The 22,068-nt window shown below is 69.8% G+C and carries 20 protein-coding genes and 1 pseudogene; 17 read left to right on the top strand and 4 right to left on the bottom strand.

What is annotated here, in order from left to right; translation table 11 throughout:
* Positions 1-28: 28 nt before the first annotated feature.
* Complete coding sequence (locus tag ABT297_RS27820; RefSeq protein WP_350554855.1) at positions 29-556, bottom strand: DUF4240 domain-containing protein; 528 nt, start codon at positions 554-556, stop codon at positions 29-31.
* A 227-nt stretch (positions 557-783) separates the two neighbouring features.
* Here ABT297_RS27820 and ABT297_RS27815 point away from each other — a divergent pair, with 227 nt between their 5' ends.
* From ABT297_RS27815 to ABT297_RS27795, 5 genes are all read left to right on the top strand, one after another.
* Positions 784-1,152: a MauE/DoxX family redox-associated membrane protein gene (locus ABT297_RS27815; protein ID WP_350554853.1), complete on the top strand. Its 369-nt coding sequence runs from the start codon at positions 784-786 to the stop codon at positions 1,150-1,152.
* Between the two features lie 5 nt (positions 1,153-1,157).
* On the top strand, positions 1,158-3,947 hold the full coding sequence (locus ABT297_RS27810; RefSeq protein WP_350554924.1) for an FtsX-like permease family protein: 2,790 nt from the start codon (positions 1,158-1,160) through the stop codon (positions 3,945-3,947).
* A 187-nt stretch (positions 3,948-4,134) separates the two neighbouring features.
* A complete protein-coding gene (locus ABT297_RS27805; protein ID WP_350554851.1) occupies positions 4,135-4,353 on the top strand; it encodes a hypothetical protein in 219 nt (72 codons plus the stop codon).
* Positions 4,354-4,376: 23 nt separating this feature from the next.
* Positions 4,377-4,820 carry a hypothetical protein gene (locus tag ABT297_RS27800; RefSeq protein WP_350554849.1) on the top strand — a complete coding sequence of 148 codons (444 nt, stop codon included), beginning with the start codon at positions 4,377-4,379 and terminating at the stop codon, positions 4,818-4,820.
* Between the two features lie 230 nt (positions 4,821-5,050).
* Positions 5,051-5,644, top strand: coding sequence for a GNAT family N-acetyltransferase (locus ABT297_RS27795; RefSeq protein WP_350554847.1), 594 nt, complete (start codon positions 5,051-5,053; stop codon positions 5,642-5,644).
* 219 nt (positions 5,645-5,863) lie between these two features.
* Here the strand turns inward: ABT297_RS27795 and ABT297_RS27790 are convergent.
* Positions 5,864-7,060, bottom strand: a pseudogene (locus ABT297_RS27790) (bifunctional 3,4-dihydroxy-2-butanone-4-phosphate synthase/GTP cyclohydrolase II); the annotation flags it as partial.
* 151 nt (positions 7,061-7,211) lie between these two features.
* On the opposite strand from ABT297_RS27790, the gene ABT297_RS27785 reads away from it, so the two are divergent.
* Positions 7,212-7,550, top strand: coding sequence for a hypothetical protein (locus ABT297_RS27785; RefSeq protein WP_350554845.1), 339 nt, complete (start codon positions 7,212-7,214; stop codon positions 7,548-7,550).
* Here the strand turns inward: ABT297_RS27785 and ABT297_RS27780 are convergent, their stop codons facing one another.
* A complete protein-coding gene (locus ABT297_RS27780; protein WP_350554843.1) occupies positions 7,551-8,255 on the bottom strand; it encodes an alpha/beta fold hydrolase in 705 nt (234 codons plus the stop codon).
* 190 nt (positions 8,256-8,445) lie between these two features.
* Here ABT297_RS27780 and hsaA point away from each other — a divergent pair, with 190 nt between their 5' ends.
* From hsaA to ABT297_RS27725, 11 genes are all read left to right on the top strand, one after another.
* Positions 8,446-9,588 carry a 3-hydroxy-9,10-secoandrosta-1,3,5(10)-triene-9,17-dione monooxygenase oxygenase subunit gene (gene hsaA / locus ABT297_RS27775; protein ID WP_350554841.1) on the top strand — a complete coding sequence of 381 codons (1,143 nt, stop codon included), beginning with the start codon at positions 8,446-8,448 and terminating at the stop codon, positions 9,586-9,588.
* An 87-nt stretch (positions 9,589-9,675) separates the two neighbouring features.
* Positions 9,676-11,340 (top strand): FAD-dependent oxidoreductase, encoded by a 1,665-nt coding sequence (locus tag ABT297_RS27770; RefSeq protein ID WP_350554839.1) that lies wholly within the window; start codon positions 9,676-9,678, stop codon positions 11,338-11,340.
* A 2-nt stretch (positions 11,341-11,342) separates the two neighbouring features.
* Positions 11,343-12,098, top strand: coding sequence for an SDR family NAD(P)-dependent oxidoreductase (locus ABT297_RS27765; protein WP_350554837.1), 756 nt, complete (start codon positions 11,343-11,345; stop codon positions 12,096-12,098).
* A gap of 23 nt (positions 12,099-12,121) precedes the next feature.
* A complete protein-coding gene (locus tag ABT297_RS27760) occupies positions 12,122-13,108 on the top strand; it encodes an aldo/keto reductase (protein WP_350554835.1) in 987 nt (328 codons plus the stop codon).
* 75 nt (positions 13,109-13,183) lie between these two features.
* The gene (locus ABT297_RS27755; RefSeq protein WP_350554833.1) at positions 13,184-13,597 is read left to right on the top strand and encodes a VOC family protein; all 414 of its coding nucleotides are present in this window, start codon (positions 13,184-13,186) and stop codon (positions 13,595-13,597) included.
* A 29-nt stretch (positions 13,598-13,626) separates the two neighbouring features.
* Positions 13,627-14,079, top strand: a complete 453-nt coding sequence (locus ABT297_RS27750) for a nuclear transport factor 2 family protein (protein ID WP_350554831.1) — start codon at positions 13,627-13,629, stop codon at positions 14,077-14,079.
* A 338-nt stretch (positions 14,080-14,417) separates the two neighbouring features.
* Complete coding sequence (locus ABT297_RS27745; RefSeq protein ID WP_350554829.1) at positions 14,418-15,584, top strand: ABC transporter substrate-binding protein; 1,167 nt, start codon at positions 14,418-14,420, stop codon at positions 15,582-15,584.
* Between the two features lie 130 nt (positions 15,585-15,714).
* Positions 15,715-17,751, top strand: a complete 2,037-nt coding sequence (locus ABT297_RS27740; protein ID WP_350554827.1) for a branched-chain amino acid ABC transporter permease — start codon at positions 15,715-15,717, stop codon at positions 17,749-17,751.
* Complete coding sequence (locus ABT297_RS27735) at positions 17,748-18,488, top strand: ABC transporter ATP-binding protein (protein ID WP_350554825.1); 741 nt, start codon at positions 17,748-17,750, stop codon at positions 18,486-18,488. The genes ABT297_RS27740 and ABT297_RS27735 overlap by 4 nt, the downstream gene beginning before the upstream one ends.
* Positions 18,485-19,282 (top strand): ABC transporter ATP-binding protein, encoded by a 798-nt coding sequence (locus ABT297_RS27730; RefSeq protein ID WP_350554823.1) that lies wholly within the window; start codon positions 18,485-18,487, stop codon positions 19,280-19,282. The genes ABT297_RS27735 and ABT297_RS27730 overlap by 4 nt, the downstream gene beginning before the upstream one ends.
* Positions 19,283-19,305: 23 nt before the next feature.
* Positions 19,306-20,799, top strand: a complete 1,494-nt coding sequence (locus ABT297_RS27725) for an FAD-dependent oxidoreductase (protein WP_350554821.1) — start codon at positions 19,306-19,308, stop codon at positions 20,797-20,799.
* Between the two features lie 78 nt (positions 20,800-20,877).
* Here the strand turns inward: ABT297_RS27725 and ABT297_RS27720 are convergent, their stop codons facing one another.
* A complete protein-coding gene (locus tag ABT297_RS27720; RefSeq protein ID WP_350554819.1) occupies positions 20,878-21,036 on the bottom strand; it encodes a hypothetical protein in 159 nt (52 codons plus the stop codon).
* Between the last annotated feature and the right edge of the window lie 1,032 nt (positions 21,037-22,068).

Raw genomic sequence — 22,068 nt, 5'->3', positions numbered from 1 at the left:
TCGGAGGGCGTACGGATTCCATGGATGCTCAGGGCGATCCCCGGCGGGCGGCAAGTCGAGGGTAGGCGGCGGACAGAGTAGCGGTGCTGTGCCCGACGGGCGAGTCGGGCAGTTCGCCGAGCATCTCGACGATGTCCTCGTCGATCGGGACCTCCTCGCCGCTCAACTCCTCGTAGACCTCGTCCGGGACGGCCGCGAACGTCTCGCCGTGGCAGAAGAGATCATGACAGCCGTCCACCGGTAGATCGATGATTGTGTCTGGATTGTTGACTGCGAGCTCGAAGGGGTGCCGGCCTCGGCTGATCAACCAGCTGCGGAAGTCGGTGAAGCTGTCGTCGCTGAGGTCGATGTCGCCCTTCGGGTGGCTGTGCAGCAAGGCGGCGGCGAGCCACATCCGTCGGGTGTACGCCCTGCGATGGGCCGCGACGAACTGGCGGCGAAATCCCAGGACGTCATCGGCGCTCAAGCCGGCAAGCGCGTTGTTCAGCAGTTCAGTTTGGCGACATGGGTCAACCAAGCTGCTGTCGACGATCATCCAGAAACGGGCCTCATCCATGCCAAGACGATAAGAGCCGTTGCCTCCACATGATCGGTGCCCCGTTGAGGGTGCCGAAGATCCGCAACAGGGCGGGCCGGAACCGCTCGGTCGTCAACTGCGGTGAGGGGTGCCGGGAGCCGGGGCACGGGAGCGGCCAGCAGCGGGTCGAAAGCGTTGACACCTCCCTTGAAGCGCGCCAGAGTGATCAGGCAATGCCGTCCCCATGATCGAAAATTATCAACATCATGGCACGGCCGCGATTGGTGCATGGGGGCTCCATGTCGTATGCCGCGTGGCTCGCGCGTCTGCTCATTGCTGGTGTTTTCGTTGCCTTCCTGGCTGGAAAGGCGCGAAACCGTCGGGCGTTCTCCGCGTTCGCGGGTTCGGTCCGAGAGCTGGCCGGGGTGCCGGTCGCGGCGGCGCGACCGCTGGCCGTTGCCACCGTGGCCGCCGGGTTCTGCGTCACCGCCGCTGTCCTGGCACCGGTCGCCGCGCGGTACGGGCTGGCCGGCGCGTTCACGGTCGTGCTGCTCGCGGCCCTGTGCCGGCGACGAGCGCAACGCCTCCCATGCCGATCCGTGGCGGATCGTCGGGCGAGGAGTGCGGTGTCGTGATCTCGATGGTGATGGCGCAGCTGCGGTTCCGCCGCGGCCGGGTCGTGGCGACGCTGCTCGCCGTGGCGGTCGCCGTGGCGAGCTTCTCGCTGCTGGCCTCGGCGGCGCGGGGTTCGCAGCTGCGCGCCGAGGGCACCGTGAGCCAGCATTTCCGCCCCGAGTATGACCTGCTGGTGCGCCCGGCGGCGACGACGGACCCGGTGCCGGGCCGGATCTCGTTCGACTCGGTGGCGAGCACGTCCGGTGGTATCACGCTCGACCAGTGGCACCGCATCCAACAGGTGCCGGGGGTGTCGGTGGCGGCGCCCGTCGCGCTGGTCGGCTACGTCATGCGCACCGTGGCCGTACCGATCGATCTTACCCGATATCTCGCGGCCGGGCAGCGCCGGCAGGTCCTGCGGGCCCGTCCCACGTGGAGCTGGGACCGTGGGCTGAGCCGGTTCACGGACGGCTCCTCGTACCTGTACGTCACCGCGGACCGGCTCGAGTTCATCCCCGGTGACCGGGTCACCGGCGGCCAGCAGTTCGAGGGCGAGCAGCCGCAGGCGTCGTCGCTCGCGGAAGTGCGGCCGGACGGCTCGCGCACCGCCGTCTGCGTCGACCTCACCCACGACATCGGCACCGTCGACCCGTTGCGGCCGGACATGCGCCAGGCGGTCAAATGCTGGTCCAGCGACCCCGCGTCCACCGGCAACGCGAGCCCCAACCCGCTGATCGACGTGCTGGTGTCCGTGCCGATGCTGGTCGCGGCGATCGATCCGGAGCAGGAGGCACGACTCAACGGGCTGGACACGGCGGTCGTCGCCGGGACGTACCTGAGCGGGAGCTCGGCCCAGGGCACCACGTTGCCGGTGCTGGTCTCCTCCCGGCCGGCGCTGGACCAGCAGGCCCTGGTGGAGATCGACCGGCTCGGCTCGGCGGGCGCGGACGGGGTCGCGGCCGGTACCAGGTTCGACAACCTCGTCGACGGCTACGAGGCCGACACCGGCACGCGCTTGGGCGAGGTGACAGTCTCCGGTGACGACGCCTATCCCCGCCTCGTGCAGCAGCTCCTGCAGCCGTTGGCCGACGATACGCCGCCGCAGTCCATGATCGTCGGCGGCGAGCGCCCGACGACGATCGGCGATCGCCTGTCGGACCAGGTGTGGATCTTCTGGAGTGTCGGTCCGCAGCGGCCCGGCGAGGCCACCCCGCTGACCGGCGGCGAGTGGGGGCTGTCCGCGAACGACGACGTGCCGTTCAACCCGTTGCCGCTGGAGTTGTCCGACACTGCGGTGCGCTCGGCGGTACCGCACCAATTTGTGCCGGCGCCGGGCGACAGCTTCAGGCCGACCCGCCTGCACGCGGTGGGCGTGTTCGACCCGGGGCGGGTCGACGTCGGCTCGGAGCTTTCCGCCGTGCCGGCCGACCTGTACCGCGCCACCGACGCGGCCCCGGCCGACGACGCCGCCCGGCGCGCACTCAACGGCCGGAACCTCGCGCCGAGTGCCAACTTCACCGGGCCGGTCGGGCCACGCCCACAGTTGCTGACCACGCTGGACGCGATGCCGACGCTGTGGCGCTCGCAGTACACGAATCTCGGCGCCGTGGGCGGCGCGGACATCACCGCCCCGATCAGCTCGGTCCGGGTGCGGCTGACCGGGCAGCTCGGCATGGACGCGCTGTCGAAGGAGCGGGCGCGCGCCGCCGCCGACCAGATCCAGCAGGCGACCGGGCTGCGGGTCGACATCGTGCTCGGCGGCTCGCCGGCCGAGGTACCGACGGCGTTGCCGGCGGGCGCGCACGGCCGGCCACCACTGCGGGTCGACCAGCCATGGCTGCAGGCCGGCGTGGCCACGGTGATCGTCGCGGCGATCGACCGCAAGAGCCTTCTGCTGGCCGGGCTGGTCCTGGTCGCCTGCGTACTGGCGGTGGCGAACGCGACCGGCGCCGCGGTGCGCACCCGCGTCGTCGAACTCGGCGTGCTGGCGTGCCTCGGCTGGCCCAGACGCCGGCTGTTCGGCCTGGTGCTGGCCGAGTCGACGGTGGTCGGCCTGATCGCCGGGGTGGCCGGCACCGCGCTGGCGCTGGCCGCGGCGCTGCCGCTGAACGTGCACCTGCGGATCCCGTACCTTCTGCTCGCGCTACCGGCGGCGCTGCTGCTCACGCTGCTGGCCTCGCTCGTACCGGCATGGCAGGCGACCCGCGCGGCGCCGGTCAGGGCGATCCGCCCGGCGGTCGCCAGGGTCCGCGCCGGCCGTGTCCCGCGCCGGGTGGGCGGTCTGGCGTGGGCCAACGTGTTGCGGGCGCCCGGCCGGACGGCGCTCGGCGCGCTGAGCCTCGCCCTCGGCGTGGCGGCGCTGACCCTGCTCGCGGTCATCACGTTGAGTTTCCGCGGCACGGTGACCGGCACGCTGCTGGGCGACGCGATCACCGTGCAGGTCCAGTCGACCGATTACATCGCGGCGGCGATCACGATCCTGCTGGGCGCCGCCACCGTCGGCGATGTCCTCTACGTCAACATCCGCGAGCGGGCGGCGGAGTTCGCCCTGCTCGGCGCCGTCGGCTGGAGCGACCGCCTGCTCGGCCGGCTGGCCGGCTACGAGGCCGCGATCCTCGGCGTCTGCGGCGGCGTGGCGGGCGCGGCCTGCGGGCTCGGCGTCGCGGCGACGCTCAACGGTGGTCTCCCAGCGGTGGGGTATGCGGTCGCCGCCACCACGGCCGTCGCCGGCGTCCTGGCCACGGCGGCGGCGACGGTCCTGCCGCTGCGCCTGCTGCGGAAGCTGCCGACCGCCCGCCTACTCGCCGAGGCGTGACCGCTCTCCGGCGGCGCCCTCGGGGTGTGGACCGCGCGGGTGCCCGCGGTCAAGCACGGCCTCGGGCTCGACGACTTCCGGCTCAGCGTGGCGCTGCTCGGGCTCGCCGCCGGGCCGATCGTGGGGCAGATGGTCGCCGGGCGGCTCGTCGACCGCTTCGGCAGCGTGCGGGTTCGCGGCGCCGACCGTGCTCGCCGAGGGAGCGCGGGCCCTGGCCGTCGCGGTGAGCATGGGCTATGCCGGCTTCCTCGCCGGCCCGGTCCTCATCGGCGCGGCCACGCGGACGGTACCGCTGTCGGTCGCCCTCGGCATCCCCGCCGCGCTCGCGCTACTGGTCGCGGCGAGCGCCGCCGCCGTCGCAGGCACCGGCAGCACGCCTCGGCGCCGCACTAGGGTGCGAGGGTGACGAGTACCCCGCGGGAAGCGGAAGTGCGCATCGGTCCGATCGGCGCGCTTCTGTGCCGACTGCTCTTCCTGGCCATCTGCCTGCCCGGACCGGTCCTGCTCGCCGTCGCCGTGACGCTTGACCCACGGCGGTCGCCCGCGGACTTCTGGGACCTGCTTGCCGGTGACGTACTGACGACGATCGTTGGGATCGGGTTCGGTGTCTTCGGCTGGCGGCTGGTCACCCGTTCGCGCAGCGACGCGCGCCGGCTATCCGCCGCCGGTGTCGCCGCGACGGCAGAGATTCTCGCGGTGGCGAACCATCTGGGCGGAGAGGATCCTGGGCTGGAACTCCACGTGCGTATCAGCGGGCCCGGGTTCGCCACGTTCGAGGCGGACACGATCCGCGCCGATGACCCGGCTCTCGTGCCCGGCGCGTCACTGTCCGCCGTTGTCGACCCCGTTGATCGTCTCTTTTCGATCACTTAGAGCGACAGTCAATTGGCTGGCAGCGGCGGTCCGCCGAGCAAAGTCTCCGTGGTCATGCGCTCCGGCGCCCGCAGTGCACGGGGTTCTCCTTGATCACGGAGCGAACGTGCTGCTCCGTGTGCATTTTTACTCCGTGATCACGGCGAACATGATGGTCGGGCGATGCAGATCGCAGGCACGGACTGCGCCGCCCGGGTGACTCGCGGCCGCTCGTTTGGCAGGCTGGGGGGATGCGCACCGAGAGGCTCCTGCTCCGCCGGTGGACCGACGACGACCGTGAGCCGTTCGCGGCGTTGAACGCGGATCCCGAGGTGATGCGGTACTTCCCCCGGACCCTCTCCCGCAGGGAGAGCGACACGTTCGTGGACCGGATCGTGCAGCAGTTCGACGAGTACGGCTACGGGCTGTGGGCCGTGTCCACGGCCGACGATCCGTTCATCGGGTTCGTCGGGCTGGTCTGGCAGCGGATCGACACGCCGTGGGCACCGGCGCTGGAGATCGGCTGGCGGCTGGCCCGGCGGGCCTGGGGCAAGGGGTACGCGACAGAGGCGGCGATCGCGGCCCGCGACTACGCATTCCGGCCCGCGAACGGCACGGGCGATGGCGACAGGGCCGGCGGTGAGGTCAGCGGTGCCGGCGTGGACGAGATCGTGTCGATGACAACCGTCACCAACACGCCGTCGCAGGCGGTGATGCGGCGGATCGGGATGCACCGCGACCCGGCGGACGACTTCATCCACCCGAGCCTCGGCGCCGATCACCCGCTGGCACAGCACGTGCTGTATCGCCTGCGCCGCACCGAGACCTCGCCGCCTGCGTCTTAGCGGCGGATCCGCAGGTGTCGAGCGCCGGCCGCGCTCGAGCAGGTTGTGCGGCACATGCTGACCCGGAGCCCGCGCCGGGGCTCAGGCCGGGTCGTTGTCCTCGGAGGCAAGGCCGAACATGCTCACCCGGCCGCGATGATCGGCAGGGGTGGCGCTGCGGACGCCACGGTGCGCCAGGGCGGCCCACGACACGTCGTCGTCGTACCAGGGCAGTCCCGACAGATCGTGGCCCATCCGGTCACGCTTGCTGCGCAGGTAGCGGAGGTTGTGCGGATTTGACCGGACCGGGATCCCGACCCGTCCGACGATCTCGAGTCCGTAGCCTTCCAGGCCGGCGCGTTTGGTGGGGTTGTTGGTCAGCAGCCGCATGCTGCGCACCCCCAGGTCGACGAGGATCTGGGCGCCGATCCCGTAGTCCCGGGCGTCGGCCGGCAGGCCCAGTCGCACGTTGGCGTCGACGGTGTCCGCACCGGCGTCCTGCAACGCGTAGGCACGCAGCTTGTGCAGCAGGCCAATGCCGCGACCCTCATGCCCACGGAGGTAGATCACCACGCCTCGCCCCTCCCGGGCGACCGCTGCGAGTGAGGCGCGGAGCTGGGCACCACAGTCACAGCGTTGCGATCCCAGCACGTCGCCGGTCAGGCATTCCGAATGTACTCGGACAAGCACGTCCGTGCCGTCGCCGATCTCACCGGTGAGCAGTGCCAGGTGCTCGGTACCGTCGAGCAGGCTGCGGTAGCCGAGCGCGCGGAACCTGCCCGCGTCGAGGGGAAGTTCGGCGATGGCCACCCGCTCGACCTGCTGCTCGTAGCGTCGCCGGTAGCTGATCAGGTCGGCGATCGAGATCAGCAGCAGGTCATGGCGCTCGCAGAACGCGGACAGCTCGGGCAGCCGTGCCATGCTGCCGTCGGCGTTGACGATCTCGCAGATGGCGCCGGCCGGACGTAGCCCGGCCAGCCGCGCGAGGTCCACCGCGGCCTCGGTGTGACCGGCGCGGCGTAGCACCCCGCCCGGCCGGGCCCGCAGCGGAAACACGTGACCGGGACGTGCGATCGCGCTGGCTTTGGTGGTCGGATCGGCCAGCAGCCGGATGGTGCGGGACCGGTCGGCGGCCGAGATTCCGGTGCTGATGCCCTCCCGGGCATCGACGGACACGGTGAACGCGGTCCCCATGCTCTCGGTGTTCCGCGCCACCATCGGACCGAGCTCGAGCCGTTCGAGGGCGTCGGACTCCATCGGTACGCAGACCAGGCCGCGGCAATGAGTCATCATGAACGCCACCAGCTCGGGGGTCGCAAGCTCGGCGGCGAACACCAGGTCGCCCTCATTCTCGCGGTCCTCGTCGTCGACGACGACCACCGGTCGGCCGGCGGCGATCTCCGCCAAGGCAGCGTCGATAGAAGCGAACGTGACCATCCAGCCACGGTAGACCTGATGCCCCGGGTCGCGTGGCGAACGGTGCCACTGAATGAGATACCAGAGTTGACCCGCGGTACCTCGGCGTGAACAGTGGCCGCAGGGCACCACGGTCGAGCCCATCGCCGAACGAGCGTTGTCGAGGAGAATCATGAGCGTCGATGTTCAACCAGGCACCCGTGCCGATGCCTTCCGGGAGCGGATCGCGGAAATGAAACTGCCGGCGCCCGCACCGGGCCGGGACCGGGTTCTGGCCCGGCTGGGCATGCTGCTCGCGCTGCTGGGCATCGTGCTCGGCGTGGTCGGCTACTTCCTGTCCCACAACACCGACAACCCGCTGAACCAGAACGATGCGCAGATCGTCGCGATGCTGGGTATCGCGTGCGCGGTGACGGGGTCCGGGGTGTTCCTGCGTTACTCCCTCGCGCAGTTCCTGCGGGTGTGGTTGCTCCGCCTGATCATCGAGCAGCGGGAGCAGCAGGAGCAGTAGCTAACCGTCCCACCTTCCGGTCATGGTGACGATGCGAGCGGCCACCGCGTCCGGATCGACGAGTTGGTGCAAGTGTTGGCCAGGGATCTGGTCGACGTCCCAGCCACGTGCGCGGGCGTCCTGCGCCATGTGGTCATACGACGGCCCGAACAGCAGATACCCGCACGGCCGGTTGTCCCAGCCGTCAGGTACGGGAATCTGCTGTTCGTAGTAGCTCAACGGAAGCCGTGGCTGTTCGGCCGAGACCGTCGACCTGGTCCGCGGATCGGGAAACAGCGTCGCGACGTCGTCCTCGTCCCACCAGTCCGTCCACCGCGGCAGCCGACCTTCGGTCACCTGGGTGCGCAGGTAGCTCAGCCGCTCCGGCGACGCGGTAGCCGTCGGCCCGGTACGGGAGGGCAGCCTCGCCTCGACGAACAGGCACCCGGCGACCGGACGCCGAGCCGCGTGCACGATGACCGGAACATGCGGGCCGGCGTTGCTGTGTGCGACCACGAAGACCGGTTGACCCCGCGGCACCTGGGAGACGGCGTCATCGACCCTGTCGACGACGCGTGGCCAGAACGGCGGGTCGTCCGCGTCGGTCACATCGACCAGCGACGGCACGATCGTCGTCGCACCCGAGGATGCCAGCCTGGCCGCGACCGGAGCCCACGTCAAGGGGCCCAGCAGCAGGCTGTGCACAAGTACGAACGCGGGCTCCATCCCCCCACAATTCCAGAATCGGCGGGCAGCTACCAGGACACGTTCGTCCTGGACGCCGGCGTCCTGATCCGGGCCGGGTCGCCGTGCCGCTCATTGGGATGCGTTGGTGGACAAGACCACTTCTCGATCGCAGAGTGTCCTGGAGCACCGCGCTGCCGGAGCTCATCGCGAGGATCCAAGGAGGTCGGGCATGAGCCCGGACGACATGCTGGACAAGGCCCGCGCGTTGGCACCCGTGCTTCGCGAGCGCGCCTTCGACACCGAGAACGCCAGGCGTATCTCCGACGAGACGATCAACGATCTCAAGTCAGCCGGGTTGTTCCGTGTGCTGCAGCCGGCGATGTACGGCGGCTTCGAGTACGACCCGCAGGTGTTCATGGAGGCGGCGATGATCATCGGTGCCGCCTGCCCCTCCACCGGCTGGGTGTACGCCGTCGTGGGGGTGCACAGCTGGCAGCTGGGGCTCATGCCGCAGCAGGCGCAGGAGGACGTCTGGGGCGCCGACCACGACGTGCTGATCAGCTCCTCGTACACGCCGCGGGGCCAGGTCGAGATCGTCGACGGCGGGTATCGGCTGAGCGGCCGGTGGTCGTTCTCGTCCGGTTCCGACCACGCCGAATGGGTGATCCTGGGCGGCGCCGCGACCGAAGCGGACGGCACGGTACGCCGGCTGTGCTTCCTGGTGCCACGCACCGACTACGTCGTCGACGACGTGTGGCACGTGGTGGGTCTGCGCGGAACGGGCAGCAACGACGTCGTCGTGGACAACGCCTTTGTCCCGCAGCACCGAACCCACCCCTTCACCTCCGGCAGTGTCACCAGCGACTCGCCGATCTACCAGTTGCCGTTCGGGTCGGTGTTCAGCTTCGGGATCACCGCGCCGCTGCTCGGTGCCGCGCAGGGTGCGCTGGACGAGCACATCGCGTGGACCGCCGACCGGGTCCGGATCTCCAAGGGCTCCCGCGTGGCGGAGGAGCCGTTCTCGCAGGCGCGGGTGGCCGAGGCCGCCGGCGAGCTGGACGGCGCCCGGCTGCAGATGATGCGCGATCTCGACGAGATGATGGCGCTCGCCCGTGACGGCAAGGAGATCCCGATCGAGTTGCGCGCACGCGGCCGGCTCGACCAGGTGCGCGCCACCCAGCTGGCGGGCTCCGCCGTGGACCGGGTGTTCACCAACTCCGGCGGCCGGGTGCTGCACGAACTGAATCCGATCCAGCGGGCCTGGCGGGACATTCACGCCGGAAGCCTGCACAACAGCAATGTCGCCGAACCGATCCTGATGGCCTACGGCGCCCAGCAGTTCGGGCTGTCCATCGCCGATCAGGGCATTTGAGCCGGCCGGCAGGACGATTGACGCCGCTCTCGGCTAAGAGCACCTACGGCACCTTCGATGGCTGAAGACGCGAAAGGAACGTGACCGATGGCAGGCATACAGAGTATGCGCCCCCCGCGGAGCTGGAGTGCCGAGACCGACGTGGTCGTGGTCGGGTCGGGGTTCGCGGCGTTCGTCGCGGCCGCGATCGCACGCGGGCGCGGCTGCGAGGTGGTGATGCTGGAGGCCGATGATGAGGTCGGCGGCATGATGCGGATCTCGTCGGGGGAGTACTGGGTTCCCAACAACCCGAAGATGCGCGAGGCCGGCATCGCCGACCCCAAGGAGGACTGCCTGCGGCTGATGGCCCGACTGTCCTACCCGTCCCGTTACGACCCGAACTCCAGCACCCTCGGCATCCCGGCGCGGGCGTACCGGCTGTTCGAGACGTACTACGACGTCGCGTCCGTCGCCACCGAAGAGCTCGACAGGATCGGCGCGATGGGCTCGGTGTTCAGCGACGGCGTGACGCCGGACGCGGTGTTCAACCCGCAGGGCCACATCGAGTACCACAGCGAACTGCCGGAGAACAAGGTGGAGTACGGCCGCGCCATGATGGCCGACACCGGCGGGATCCACGGTCCCGGGCAGGGGCAGGCCACCGTCGACCTGCTCTACGCGCACAGCCAGCGCGCCGGCATCGAGGTGCGCACCGGACACCGGGTGGAGCGGGCCTTCGTCAACGCCGCCGGTGAGGTCGTCGGGGTCGCCGCGAGCACCGCACTGGGAACGGTCACGGTGCGCGCCCGCAAGGCGGTGATCTTCGCGAGCGGTGGCTTCTTCCACGACGAGCAGCTGCGCACCGAGAAGCTGCGCGGCACGGTGTGGGGCGCGACCGCACCGAAGACCAACACCGGCGTGTTCCTGCGCATCGCCCAGCAGCTCGGCGCCATGACCGAGAACATCGACAGCGTCTGGTGGGGCCAGATGGCGGTCGAGGAGGTGCGCGAGACCCACCGGTCGGACTCGATGGCCTTCTGGTTGTACGGCGACAGCATGGTGCTGGTGAACCGGCACGGGGTACGCGTCGTCAACGAGAAGGCGCACTACAACGAGCGCGGGCGCATCCACACCGTCTACGACGCGACCACCAAGGCGTACGAGAACACCGTGCTGTTCCAGGTGTACGACGACGCTCTCGCGCAGAACCCCGAGATGGGCGTGAAGTACCCCGTGCCGTACCCGGGCCAGCCGTGGGACCTGGTGGTCTCCGGCGACACCTGGGAGGAGCTGGCCGAGGCGATCGACGAGCGGCTGGCCAAGCTCGCCGGCGAGACGGGTGGTCTGCGGCTGGCGCCGGACTTCGCGGCGAACCTCGCCGGGACGGTGACGCGGTTCAACACCTTCGCGGAGAACGGGCACGACGAGGACTTCGGTCGCGGCACCGCGCCGGGCGAGCGCGGGTACAGCGTGCTCGGACTGACCCGCGGCGTCAACCGGACCATGTACCCGTTCGCGTCGACCGGGCCGTACCACGCGATCCTGATCGGCGCGGCCGCTTTCGACACCAACGGCGGGCCGTCGATCAACGAACGGGCGCAGGTCATCGACTGCGACGCCGACCCGATTCCCGGCCTGTACGGCGCCGGGAACTGCGTCGGATCGCCGGGGCACGGCGCGTACTGGTCCGGCGGCGCGACGCTGGGCAACGCCCTTGTGTGGGCATACCAGGCCGGCGTCTACGCCGCCGCCGAGCCGGTCAAGGAGGCATGAGCATGGCTGACGGACGTTTCGCGGGGAAGGTGGTCCTGGTCACCGGGGCCGCTCGGGGGCAGGGCGCGGCCGAGGCGCGCCGGTTCGCCGCCGAGGGCGCCACGGTGATCGGCTGCGACGTGCACGACAGTGCGGAGATCGGCGACGGCGTCGGCTACGCCCGGCTCGACGTGAGCTCGCGGGCGGCCTGGGCGGGTGTGGTCGCCGACGTCGTCGGGGAGCACGGCCGCCTCGATGTCCTGGTCAACAACGCCGGCATCGGTGTGCTGGAAACGCTGGCCACCGTCACGCCCGAGGACTGGTCCCGGGTGATGGCGGTGAACCTCGACGGTGCCATGTACGGGATGCAGCTGTGCGCACCGGCGATGCGGGACTCCGGCGGGGGCTCGATCGTGAACACCGTTTCGGCGGCGGCCTTCTACGGCTTCGCGCTGCCGGCGTACAACGCCAGCAAATGGGCGCTGCGGGGGCTGACCAAGACGGCCGCGCTGGAGTTCGTCGGCTGGGGTATCCGGGTGAACGCGGTCCATCCCGGGCTCGTCACCTCGCCGATGTCCGACGGCGCCGCGGAGATGACCGAGAAGATCCGGCTGGCCACCCCGATGCGCCGGGGTGCCACGCTGGAGGAGATCGCGGCGCTGGTCGCGTTCCTCGCCTCGGACGAGGCGTCCTTCATCACCGGCTCGGATTTCGTCATCGACGGTGGCCTGCTCGCGGCCGGCGCGATGGGCGAAGTCTCCTACGACTTCGGCTCATGACCCGCGGCGATCGGAGCTGAGCGATGCGGCTGCGAACCCTTGGCCGGGGCGGGCCTGCCGTCTCGGCCATCGGGCTGGGCTGTATGGGCCTGGTCGACGGCTACTTCGGCGCGGTCTCGGCCGACCGGGCCACCCGGGCGGTGCATCGAGCGCTCGACCTGGGAATCACGCTGTTCGACACCGCCGACTCGTACGGCGCCGGGGTCGGTGAGGAGCGCCTCGGCGCCGCGCTCGCCGGCCGCCGCGACGGCGTAATCCTGGCCAGCAAGGTCGGGCTGGTCGCGAACCCCTCGGCCGCGGGGCGGGTGGTCGACGGACGTCCGGAGTACGTCCGGGCCGGTGTGGAGGCCTCGCTCGGCCGGCTCCGGACGGACGTTATCGACCTGTACCAACTGCACCGGGTCGACCCGCAGGTGCCGGTGGAGGAGACCGTCGGGGCGATGGCCACGCTGGTCGCCGAGGGCAAGGTCCGCTATCTCGGGGTGTCCGAGGTGACGCCGGAGCAGTTGCGCCGTGCGGCCGCGGTGCATCCGCTGGTCTCGGTGCAGAGCGAATACTCGCTGTTCGAACGTGGCGTGGAGGCCGGGGTACTGCCCGAGTGCGACCGGCTCGGGGCGGCCCTGATCGCGTTCGCGCCGCTCGGCAAGGGGCTGCTGACCGGTCGCCTGCAGAGCGTCACCGGCTTCGCCGACTCGGATCTGCGCTCCCGGCTGCCCCGCTTCGGGGGTGCTCATCTGCGCCACAACCAGCAACTGGCCGCGACGCTCGGCGAACTCGCCGGTGCACTGGACATCACCCCCGGTCAGCTCGCGCTGGCCTGGCTGCTCAGCCGTTCCGCCCTGGTCCTGCCGATCCCGGGCAGTACGAGCGCCGATCACCTCGCCGAGAATGCGGCCGCCTGTGACATCGACCTGCCGGCCGAGGTACTGGTTCGCATCGACGCGGTGCTCGCCGCCGACCCGGTGTCGGGCGCCCGGTACCCCGAGGGCTGGCGGCTTCCGGGCAGCTGAGCGCCGCTCGACGGCATCGCCGCTCCCGCGGACGGCCGTCCGACTCAGGAGACTGCATCAAGAAAGGATGCGGGAATGGTAGCGGTCATCAACAACGAAGCGATCGAGATCGGCATCGTCGTGCGCGATCCGGAGAAAGCGCTCACGTTCTATCGAGACGTGCTGGGCCTTCCATACCTCGGTGATCTGGAGTTTCCGGGAACACACATGTGGCGGTTCGGGGCCGGCGGTTCGGTCGTGAAGCTCCTTGCCCTCGAACCGGCGCCACAGGATTCGAACCCGCCCGGATCGGTGCCGGCCGCCGGATTTCGCTACCTGAGCCTGTTCGTCAGCAATATCGAGGAGCTGGTCAACGAGTGCGCGGCGTTCGGCTGCGCCATTGCGACACCGGTTACCGAATTCCGGCCCGGTGCCCGGTTCGCCTTTGTCGAGGATCCCGAAGGCAACCGGATCGAACTGCTCGACGTGGCCGGCTTGACCGCCGCGTAGAGGACTGGGACCGCAGAAGAGAGGTACCGATGGCTGACGATGAAGTCGCCGAACTGCGCCGCCGGGTAGCCGACCTCGAGGACGAACGCGCGGTGGCCCGGACCATGGTGCGCTACGCCGAGTCGCTCGACTACGGTGACAGCGCGACCTGGGCCGACACCTTCACCCCGGACGGGGTGTTCGACGTGCGCCGCCGGGGCGAACCGATGTTCGCGCATACCGGCACCGAGAGCCTCATCGCGTTCGCCGACCAGCACACGTCGGCGCCGACCGTCTATCACAAGCACTTCCTGTCGGTGCCGTCCATCACGCTCGACGGTGACCGGGCGGTCGCGAGCACCTACTTCACCATGCTGTACGAGCGCGACACCGGGCCGATCGTGCTGGTGTTCGGCCGCTACCTGGACGAACTGACCCGCTATGCGGGCACCTGGCGCTTCAGCCGCCGGATCGTCGACATGGAAGCGCTGCCGCCCGGTTAGCCAGTTCTACCGTGCGGGCACAGATTCCGCACGCTCATTAATATCGATGCTTATCGATATATGCCTGTTCGGACCTCCGGAGGTTCGCCGTTGTTCCGGGGTGTCAGCCATGCCATTCAGTGGAACCGGGGCATCTGGCGCCGAGCAGATTCAACGACCATCTGGTCTAACGCAGAAAGGGGTCAGCCATGCGACAGCGAACAACGGCGTTGGCCGCCGTAACCGCATTACTGTTAGCGCTTACCGCCTGTGGCGGCCATGGCGCTCCCAGCCCGACAACACAGAACAGCACGGCGCCGGCCGGCAAATCGGCAGGGAGTTTCGGCACCCTGGGCGAGGTGTGCGGCTCCGGCGACGCCAAGGGCGCCACCGATGTCGGCGTCACCGACACCGAGATCCGGGTCGGCACCGTCGCCGACGTCGGCTGGGCGGCCGCTCCCGGCCTGCTCCAGCCGATCTTCGACGGGGCCGACGCCTTCGTCAACTGGTGCAACGCCGCGGGCGGCATCAACGGCCGCAAGCTGGTACTCGACAAGCGTGACTCCGCGATGAGCAACTACCTGCCGCAGGTGAAGACGAGCTGCACGAGCAATCTCGCCCTGGTCGGCAGCATGGGCGTCCTCGACGACACCGGCGTGGACGCCTGGGTGGAGTGCGGGATGCCCAACTTCACCGCCGCCACCGTCGGTGCCAAGGCCGCCGACGCCAAGCTCATGGTCCCGCTCAACCCGATCCCGAGCACGCAGCAGAACGTCGGCGGCTTCCACAAGCTCTTCGCCGACAACCCCGGCATCCAGAACTCGGTCGGCACCCTGTACGCCGATGGCGCCGCGGGCGCCCGGCAACAGCACACGTACAACGAGGCGATCACCAAGATCGGCGGGAAGATCGTCTACACCGCGCAGTACAGCTCCGCCGGCCAGGTCAACTGGGGCCCGTACGTGCAGGCCATGAAGAACGCCGGGGTCAAGTTCCTCTTCGTCAACGCCACGGTCACCGCGGTCGCCGGCCTGCAGCAGGCCATGTCGACCCAGAACTGGTACCCGGACATCCAGATCTCGCCGCCGCAGCTCTACGACGCCACCTACCTGACGCTGGCCGGCAAGGTCGCGAAGAACCACTACGTCTACATCCCCACCACGCCGTTCGAGACCGCCGACACCATTCCCGCGGTGGCGCAGTTCCTGAAGATCCTGAAGGAGCACGCGCCGAAGGCCAAGCTCACCTTCTTCAGCTCCACCGCCTTCTCCTCGTGGCTGCTGTTCGCGCAGTCGGTGAAGGCATGCGGGTCGCAGGTGACCCGGGCCTGCGTGATGACCGAGGTCGGCAAGGTCAAGAACTGGACCGGCGGCGGCCTGCAGGGTGAGATCACCCCGTCGGAGAACAAGACGTCCGAGTGCTGGATCGTCATGAAGGTCGAGGCGGACAAGTTCACCCAGGTCATCCCCAAGGAGATCGGGAAGTACGACTGCGACCCGCAGAACGCGCCGACCGTAACGCCCTGATCCTTCGCAAGACGACGAGCAACCATCGCCACCCGGGACCGCGCGTCGCCCGGTCCCGGGTGGCGACCTGCCGGACCCGCTGTCCACTGTGTGATCCGATCATTTCTGACCGCCCGGAGGTCAACACCGGATGCATGAGCTCATCGCCTACACGATCTTCGGTCTGGTGACGGCGGCCATCTACTCGATCGCGGCCAGCGGTCTGGTGGTCACCTACACCACGTCCGGCGTGTTCAACCTGGCCCACGGCGCGTTCGGCATGTTCGCCGCGTTCTCCTACTGGCAGCTGCGGTTCGGCTGGGGCTGGCCGACGTGGCTGGCGCTGCCGCTCGTGGTGTTCGTCCTCGCGCCGCTGTTCGGCTGTGGCCTCGAACGGCTGCTGATGCGCAAGCTGACCGACGCCACCGAGGCGACCAAGCTCGCGGTGACCATCGGCGTCATGCTGACCCTCGTCGGTGCCGCGCTGTGGATCTGGGATCCGCAGGTCAGCCGCCCCTTCCCGGCGTTCTACGCGGGGAACAAGGTCGACATCGCCGGCGTGTTCGTGACCTGGGACCAGCTGATCACGCTGGCGCTGGGTGTGCTGTGCGCGGTCGGACTGCGGCTGCTGCTCTACCGGACCAGGATCGGGCTGGACATGCGGGCCGTGGTCGACAACCGGTCGCTGGTGCTGCTCAACGGCGGCCGGCCGGACCGGGCCGCGATGACCAGTTGGGTCGTCGGCTCGATGCTCGCGGCGCTGGCCGGCGTGCTGATCGCGCCGTACCTGCAACTGGCGGTGATCCCGCTGACGCTGCTGGTGGTCAACGCCTACGCGGCGGCGGTGATCGGGAAGCTGCGGAGCCTGCCGATGACCTTCGCCGGCGCGCTCGTCATCGGCCTGGCACAGAGCTACGCCGTGGGCTACCTGCCCACGTCCACGGTGCCCTGGCTGCAGAGCTTCCCCATCACCATTCCCATCATCGTGCTCTTCCTGGCCCTGCTGGTGCTGCCACACCAGCGGTTGCGTGGCCATTCGGCCCGGCGCAGCCAGGAGTCCTTCCCGGTGCCGACCTACCGCATGTTCGTCATCGGTGCGGGCACCCTGCTGGTCGTGGCCGCGCTGCTGGCCGTGGTCCTGCCGACCCAGCCGCTGTTCTCGATGAGCACCGGTCTCGGCCTCGGCATCATCGGGCTCTCGCTGGTGCCGCTGCTCGGCTACGGCGGGCAGATCTCGCTGTGCCAGATGACCTTCGCCGGCGTCGGCGCGCTCACCTTCGCCCACGCCGCCAGGGACGGCAACGTGCTCGGTCTGATCGCCGCGTTCGCCGTCGCGGCGATCTGCGGCGCGATCACCGCACTGCCGGCGATCCGGCTGCGCGGGCTGTACCTGGCGCTGTCGACCGCCGCGGTGGCCAGCTTCTGCGACCTCTGGCTGTTCGGCCTGCCGTCCATCACGGTGTTCGGGTACCGGGTGCCGCTGTTCGAATCCGGCTCGGTAGCGACCGCGCGGCTGAACCTCGGCGGCCTCAACGTCGGCGACGACCGGGTCTACTTCGTGGTCCTGACCGTCGTCTTCGCCCTGATGGGCCTGGGCGTGGTCGCACTGCGCCGGTCCAGGTACGGGCGGATGCTGCTGGCGATGCGGGAGAGCCCGGCCGCGTGCGCGACGCTCGGGCTGCGACTGACCACGGTCAAGCTCAGCGTGTTCGCGTTGTCGGCGGGAATGGCCGGCGTCGGCGGTGCGCTGCTGGCCGGGCTGTCGGGTCAGACGGCGGCGACCCAGTTCTCGTTCTTCGCGAGCCTGCCACTGCTGCTGCTGATGATGGCCGGCGGTGCCGGCATGGTCAGCGGCGCCCTGTTCGGCGCGGTGACGCTCGGCCTGTTCAGCACCTTCTCCCACCTGTCGTCCCTGTTCAACCGCGGCTCGCAGCTGCTGCCGGGCCTGGTCGGTCTCGGGCTCGGTGAACAGCCCAACGGGGTCGCCGCCGACATCGGCCGCGGGCTGGCGAAGCTGAGCCGGCGGGGCGCGCCGGCGGCCCCGGCGGAACCGTCGGAACCGGGGCCCGCTGACCACGCCGGGAACACTGCCACCATCGCCTGGGAATGGAGCGGCATGGACCAACCGCTGACCGATCATGAACGGAACCTGCTGGACGAGCGCCTGGGTATCGGGGCCGGGCGATGAGCACACTCCTCGAACTGCGCGGCGTGACCGTCCGGTACGGCGGCGTGACCGCCCTTGACTCGGTGTCGATCTCGGCCGAGGCCGGTCGGATCACCGGACTGATCGGCCCGAACGGCGCCGGGAAGTCGACCCTGTTCAACGTCGTCAGTGGCCTGGTCCGGCCCCGCACGGGAACGGTGGTGCTGGACGGCAGGGACATCACCCGTCTGGTGCCGCACCAGCGGGCCCGGCTGCGCATGGCCAGGACCTTCCAGCAGCTGGAGCTGTTCGGGGTGCTGTCGGTCGCCGACAACGTGCTCACCGCCGCCGAGCTGCGCCGCGGCTGGGCCCGCGACAAGAGCGACCCGAAGGCCGAGACCCACGCCGCCCTGGAACGCACGGGCCTGCTGGACGTCGCCGACGAACGAGCCGACGGCCTGCCCACCGGCATGGCGCGCCTGCTCGAGGTGGCCCGGGCGCTGGCGACGAGCCCGAGACTGCTGCTGCTGGACGAGCCGGCCGCCGGCCTGAACGAGCAGGAGTCCGCGGTGCTGGGTGACCTGCTCACCGGTCTGGCCCGAGACGGCCTGGCGATCGTGCTGGTGGAACACGACATGGACCTGGTGATGCAGGTATGTTCGACGATCACGGTGCTCAACCTCGGCCAGGTCCTGATGACCGGAACACCTCAGCAGGTGCGCACCGACCCTGCGGTTCTCGCGGCCTATCTCGGATCCGCACCGGAGAGGACGGCATGACCGACATCGCGAGCCCGGTGAGCCTGAACGGCCCGGCAACCCACCCGTCCGGGACCGCCGAGGCGCGGCAGGAGGCGCCCGAGAGCCCGCCGTTGCTGGAACTGCGCGGCGTCCGCGCCGGATACGGCGCCATCGAGGTGCTGCACGGCATCGACCTGGTGGTGCCGGCCGGTGGCATCTTCGCCGTCCTCGGCCCCAACGGTGCCGGCAAGTCGACCATGCTACGGGTGATCGCCGGCCTGCACCGGGTCTCGGCCGGAACAGTGCTGCTCGCCGGACGCGAGGTCAACCAGGCGGCGCCGGACGAGCTCGCCCGGCGCGGCCTGTGCCTGGTGCCGGAGGGGCGCGGGGTGTTCCCCAACCTCACGGTCGAGGAGAATCTGCGCCTCATCACCCACCTGGGCCACCGAACCGCCGAGATCGAACAACGGGCGTTCACCCAGTTCCCCCGGCTGGCGCAGCGGCGCAAGCAGCTGGCCGGCACGCTGTCCGGCGGGGAACAGCAGATGCTGGCACTGGCCCGGGCGCTGGTGGCCGATCCGGCGTTCCTGCTCATCGACGAATTGTCGATGGGTCTGGCACCGCAGATCGTCGAGACGCTGTACGGCCTGGTGGCTGACGTCGCCGCGCAGGGCGTCACGGTGCTCGCCGTGGAGCAGTTCGCCACCACCATCCTGGGCCTGGCATCCGCCGCGGTGGTCCTCACCACCGGACGGGTCGCCATGACCGGCACTCCGCAGCAAGTGGACCAGGAACTGTCCGGTCTCTACCTCGGAGCCACTCCGAACGTCTGACCATCATCGCTGGAGGTATGAGAATGGCGAGCAAGGCTTCGGCCCGGCCGATCACGCAGGATCAGGTACCAGCCTGGGACATCGAGACCGACGTGGTTGTCGTGGGCTACAGCATCGCCGGCGTCTGTGCCGCGCTCGGCGCGTCGGAGGTGACGGACCGCGTCGTCGCGCTGGAGCGCGGAGGCGGCTCGGAGGGCACCTGCGGCGGGATCCTGTACCTCGGCGGCGGCACCCCGATGCAGCAGGCGATGGGGCATCACGACACCGCCGACGCGATGTACACCTTCCTGCTCGCCGCGCTCGGTCCCGGCGTCGACGAGGACAAGCTGCGCCGGTACTGCGACGGCAGCGTCGAGCACTTCCGCTGGCTGTTCGAGGCGGGGGTACCGCTGATCAGCGGGCCGGACCGCGAAGGTACCCCGCTGGCGACCCCGGACCCGGACGGCTTCGTCCAGGTGGGAGCTCAGGAGTACGCCGGTGGCGGCCTGGTCTGGACCGGGGGAGAGCAGGCGTATCCGTTCAATGCGCTGACCCCGCCGGTCCCGCGCGGGCACATGCCGCGGGACCCGGACGGCACCGAGGACCTGTTCGAGGGCGCAGTGCTGAAATGCCTGCTGGCCGCCGCCGAACGGGCCGGTGTCCGGACGGTCTTCAACACCGGGGTGGAGCGGCTGGTCGTCGACGACGCCGGCCGGGTGGTCGGGGCGGCGGCCCGCAGCTTCGGTACCGACGTCTTCGTCCGCGCCGCCCGTGGCGTCATCATCACCACCGGTGGCTTCGTCTACAACGACGAGATGCTCGGCGAGCACTGCACGCCCGCCGTGCACGGCGCGGGCAAGCTCGGCCACGGCGGGCAGGACGGTCTGGGTATCCGGATGGCGCAAATGCTCGGCGCGGACGCGATCCACATGGACGCGATCGACGCGACCCTGGTTTCCACCCCGCACATCTCGTTCATCAAGGGGATCCTGGTCAACTCCCGGGGGCAGCGCTTCATCAACGAGGACACCTACTACGGCCGGCTCGGCACCGAGACGGTGCTGCGGCAGCACTCGGAGTGCTATCTCGTCGTCGACGAGAAGATCTTCCTGGAGTCGTCGTGGCTGCGTCCGGCCTGGGCGTCGGACTCGCTGCAGGATCTGGAGCGGCAGATCGGGCTGCCCGATGGTGCGCTCCAGCAGACGGTGGACTACTACAACAGCGGTGCCGAGGCCGGCGAGGACCCGTTGTTCCACAAGGGTGTCCGGTGGCTGCAGCCGTTGAGCCCGCCGTATGCGGTGCTCGACCTGCGCCACCGGTCGTTTCCGATCCAGGCGTTCACCATGGGCGGCCTGCGCACCGATGCCGGTGGTCACGTGCTGGATGTCGAGGGCCGCCCGATCGACGGGCTCTTCGCCGCGGGCCGCGCGTCGGCGGGCCTGGCCGTACACGGCTATTGCAGCGGCATCTCCCTCGGCGACGGAAGCTTCTTCGGGCGGATCGCGGGCCAGACGGCGGCCCGCAGCCCGATCCGGTAAATAGTGGGCGCAACGACCCGCTTCGATCCAGCCGTCCGGAGTACCTCCGGTGGGGCCACCCCACCGGAGCCACTCCGGTTACCTCGATACCGACGCGACGGCGCCATGGTCGGCAGATCCGGTGCGCCGAATCTGGTGGACGCCTGTGGCGGCCAGAATCAGCATGTACTCGTCGTCGGTCTGCCGGACGTAGGCCCGGTCAACGCGCAGCGGAGTGCCTGCGTGCAGGCCGCTCATGCGATAGAGATACGGCGACCCGACGCACTGCGGACTGCCGCAGATCTGGGCACCTCATTTTTTGGGTAGGCCGATGCTGGTGCCGGCAACGCCAGCAGGAGAACGCGCGACAAGCGGCATGCTTCACCACCAGAGCCACTGGGCACCGTGCCGATGCTGTCGGGTGGTCGGGATGCTGTCGACGATCCCGTTGTCGCGATGTTCCTCGGCGGCTTTGCGGCATGCAATCCGCGCGGCTTGGCGCCAAACAGGCCCTGGCCGAGATCTGCGACGCCGAGGACCGTGATCACGCCCACCGCGCCGTCGCGGCATTCAGCCGATCATCGCGGTAGCCTCGGCGAGGCGGGCCGGGGCAACGCCGCGCACCCACGGGTCGTGGAGCGGCTCAAGGCGCACGAGCGGGTCCATCAGCTCATGGACATCCGCATGCGGGTGGGCAGGGCCGACCCCAGGCGCTTGCCCCAGCTTGGGGTTGGAGTGACGACGCCGAGTCCGAGCAAGCTCAGCGCACGCCTCACTATTCAGTCGTATCAAGCAGCAATGAACGTCAATTATACAGCATAGGCGTGCGCCAATTGAAATGATCCGCGATCGTTCGGGGCGGTGATTTCGGTTGGGTTCTGGGATAATCAAATGCATGAGGCAGCTGCAACTGTTTTCCGCGACGGAATTGGCTGCCATGCGCGACAGGACCAGGTCGCGTCGCTATTCTCCGGCAACTGAGCAGTTCCGACGGGAGCACGAGCGGCATCGAGCCTGGGGCCTGGCCAGACGCCACGCCGAGCGCCTCCGCCGCATCCACGAGGCGGCGCAGGCGGCAGCCGGCGGCGAGCACGGCACCCCACGGGCGATCACGGTCGACGACCAGCAGCGAGAAGGCCCGGCACGGGTGCCGTCCCCACCTCCCGAACAATCCGTGACCGACGTTGCGCACGACCACGATCCCGCGCTACTCCCGGCCGACGCCGACGCCGACGCCGACGCCGACGCCGACGCCGACGCCGACGCCGACGCCGACGCCGACGCCGACGC

The sequence above is a fragment of the Dactylosporangium sp. NPDC000555 genome (assembly GCF_040300025.1).
Taxonomy (GTDB): domain Bacteria; phylum Actinomycetota; class Actinomycetes; order Mycobacteriales; family Micromonosporaceae; genus Dactylosporangium.
Note: the sequence above shows the minus strand (reverse complement) of the source record. Positions and strands in the feature narration are given on the sequence as shown.

What these genes read in the sequence shown, in the direction of transcription:
- ABT297_RS27820 (WP_350554855.1), bottom strand. Translation starts at nt 556, where the DNA reads ATGGATGAGGCCCGTTTCTGGATGATCGTCGACAGCAGCTTGGTTGAC.
- ABT297_RS27815 (WP_350554853.1), top strand. Translation starts at nt 784, where the DNA reads ATGGCACGGCCGCGATTGGTGCATGGGGGCTCCATGTCGTATGCCGCG.
- ABT297_RS27810 (WP_350554924.1), top strand. Translation starts at nt 1,158, where the DNA reads ATGGTGATGGCGCAGCTGCGGTTCCGCCGCGGCCGGGTCGTGGCGACG.
- ABT297_RS27795 (WP_350554847.1), top strand. Translation starts at nt 5,051, where the DNA reads ATGCGCACCGAGAGGCTCCTGCTCCGCCGGTGGACCGACGACGACCGT.
- ABT297_RS27785 (WP_350554845.1), top strand. Translation starts at nt 7,212, where the DNA reads ATGAGCGTCGATGTTCAACCAGGCACCCGTGCCGATGCCTTCCGGGAG.
- ABT297_RS27780 (WP_350554843.1), bottom strand. Translation starts at nt 8,255, where the DNA reads ATGGAGCCCGCGTTCGTACTTGTGCACAGCCTGCTGCTGGGCCCCTTG.
- hsaA (WP_350554841.1), top strand. Translation starts at nt 8,446, where the DNA reads ATGAGCCCGGACGACATGCTGGACAAGGCCCGCGCGTTGGCACCCGTG.
- ABT297_RS27770 (WP_350554839.1), top strand. Translation starts at nt 9,676, where the DNA reads ATGGCAGGCATACAGAGTATGCGCCCCCCGCGGAGCTGGAGTGCCGAG.
- ABT297_RS27765 (WP_350554837.1), top strand. Translation starts at nt 11,343, where the DNA reads ATGGCTGACGGACGTTTCGCGGGGAAGGTGGTCCTGGTCACCGGGGCC.
- ABT297_RS27760 (WP_350554835.1), top strand. Translation starts at nt 12,122, where the DNA reads ATGCGGCTGCGAACCCTTGGCCGGGGCGGGCCTGCCGTCTCGGCCATC.
- ABT297_RS27755 (WP_350554833.1), top strand. Translation starts at nt 13,184, where the DNA reads ATGGTAGCGGTCATCAACAACGAAGCGATCGAGATCGGCATCGTCGTG.
- ABT297_RS27750 (WP_350554831.1), top strand. Translation starts at nt 13,627, where the DNA reads ATGGCTGACGATGAAGTCGCCGAACTGCGCCGCCGGGTAGCCGACCTC.
- ABT297_RS27740 (WP_350554827.1), top strand. Translation starts at nt 15,715, where the DNA reads ATGCATGAGCTCATCGCCTACACGATCTTCGGTCTGGTGACGGCGGCC.
- ABT297_RS27735 (WP_350554825.1), top strand. Translation starts at nt 17,748, where the DNA reads ATGAGCACACTCCTCGAACTGCGCGGCGTGACCGTCCGGTACGGCGGC.
- ABT297_RS27730 (WP_350554823.1), top strand. Translation starts at nt 18,485, where the DNA reads ATGACCGACATCGCGAGCCCGGTGAGCCTGAACGGCCCGGCAACCCAC.
- ABT297_RS27725 (WP_350554821.1), top strand. Translation starts at nt 19,306, where the DNA reads ATGGCGAGCAAGGCTTCGGCCCGGCCGATCACGCAGGATCAGGTACCA.
- ABT297_RS27720 (WP_350554819.1), bottom strand. Translation starts at nt 21,036, where the DNA reads ATGAGCGGCCTGCACGCAGGCACTCCGCTGCGCGTTGACCGGGCCTAC.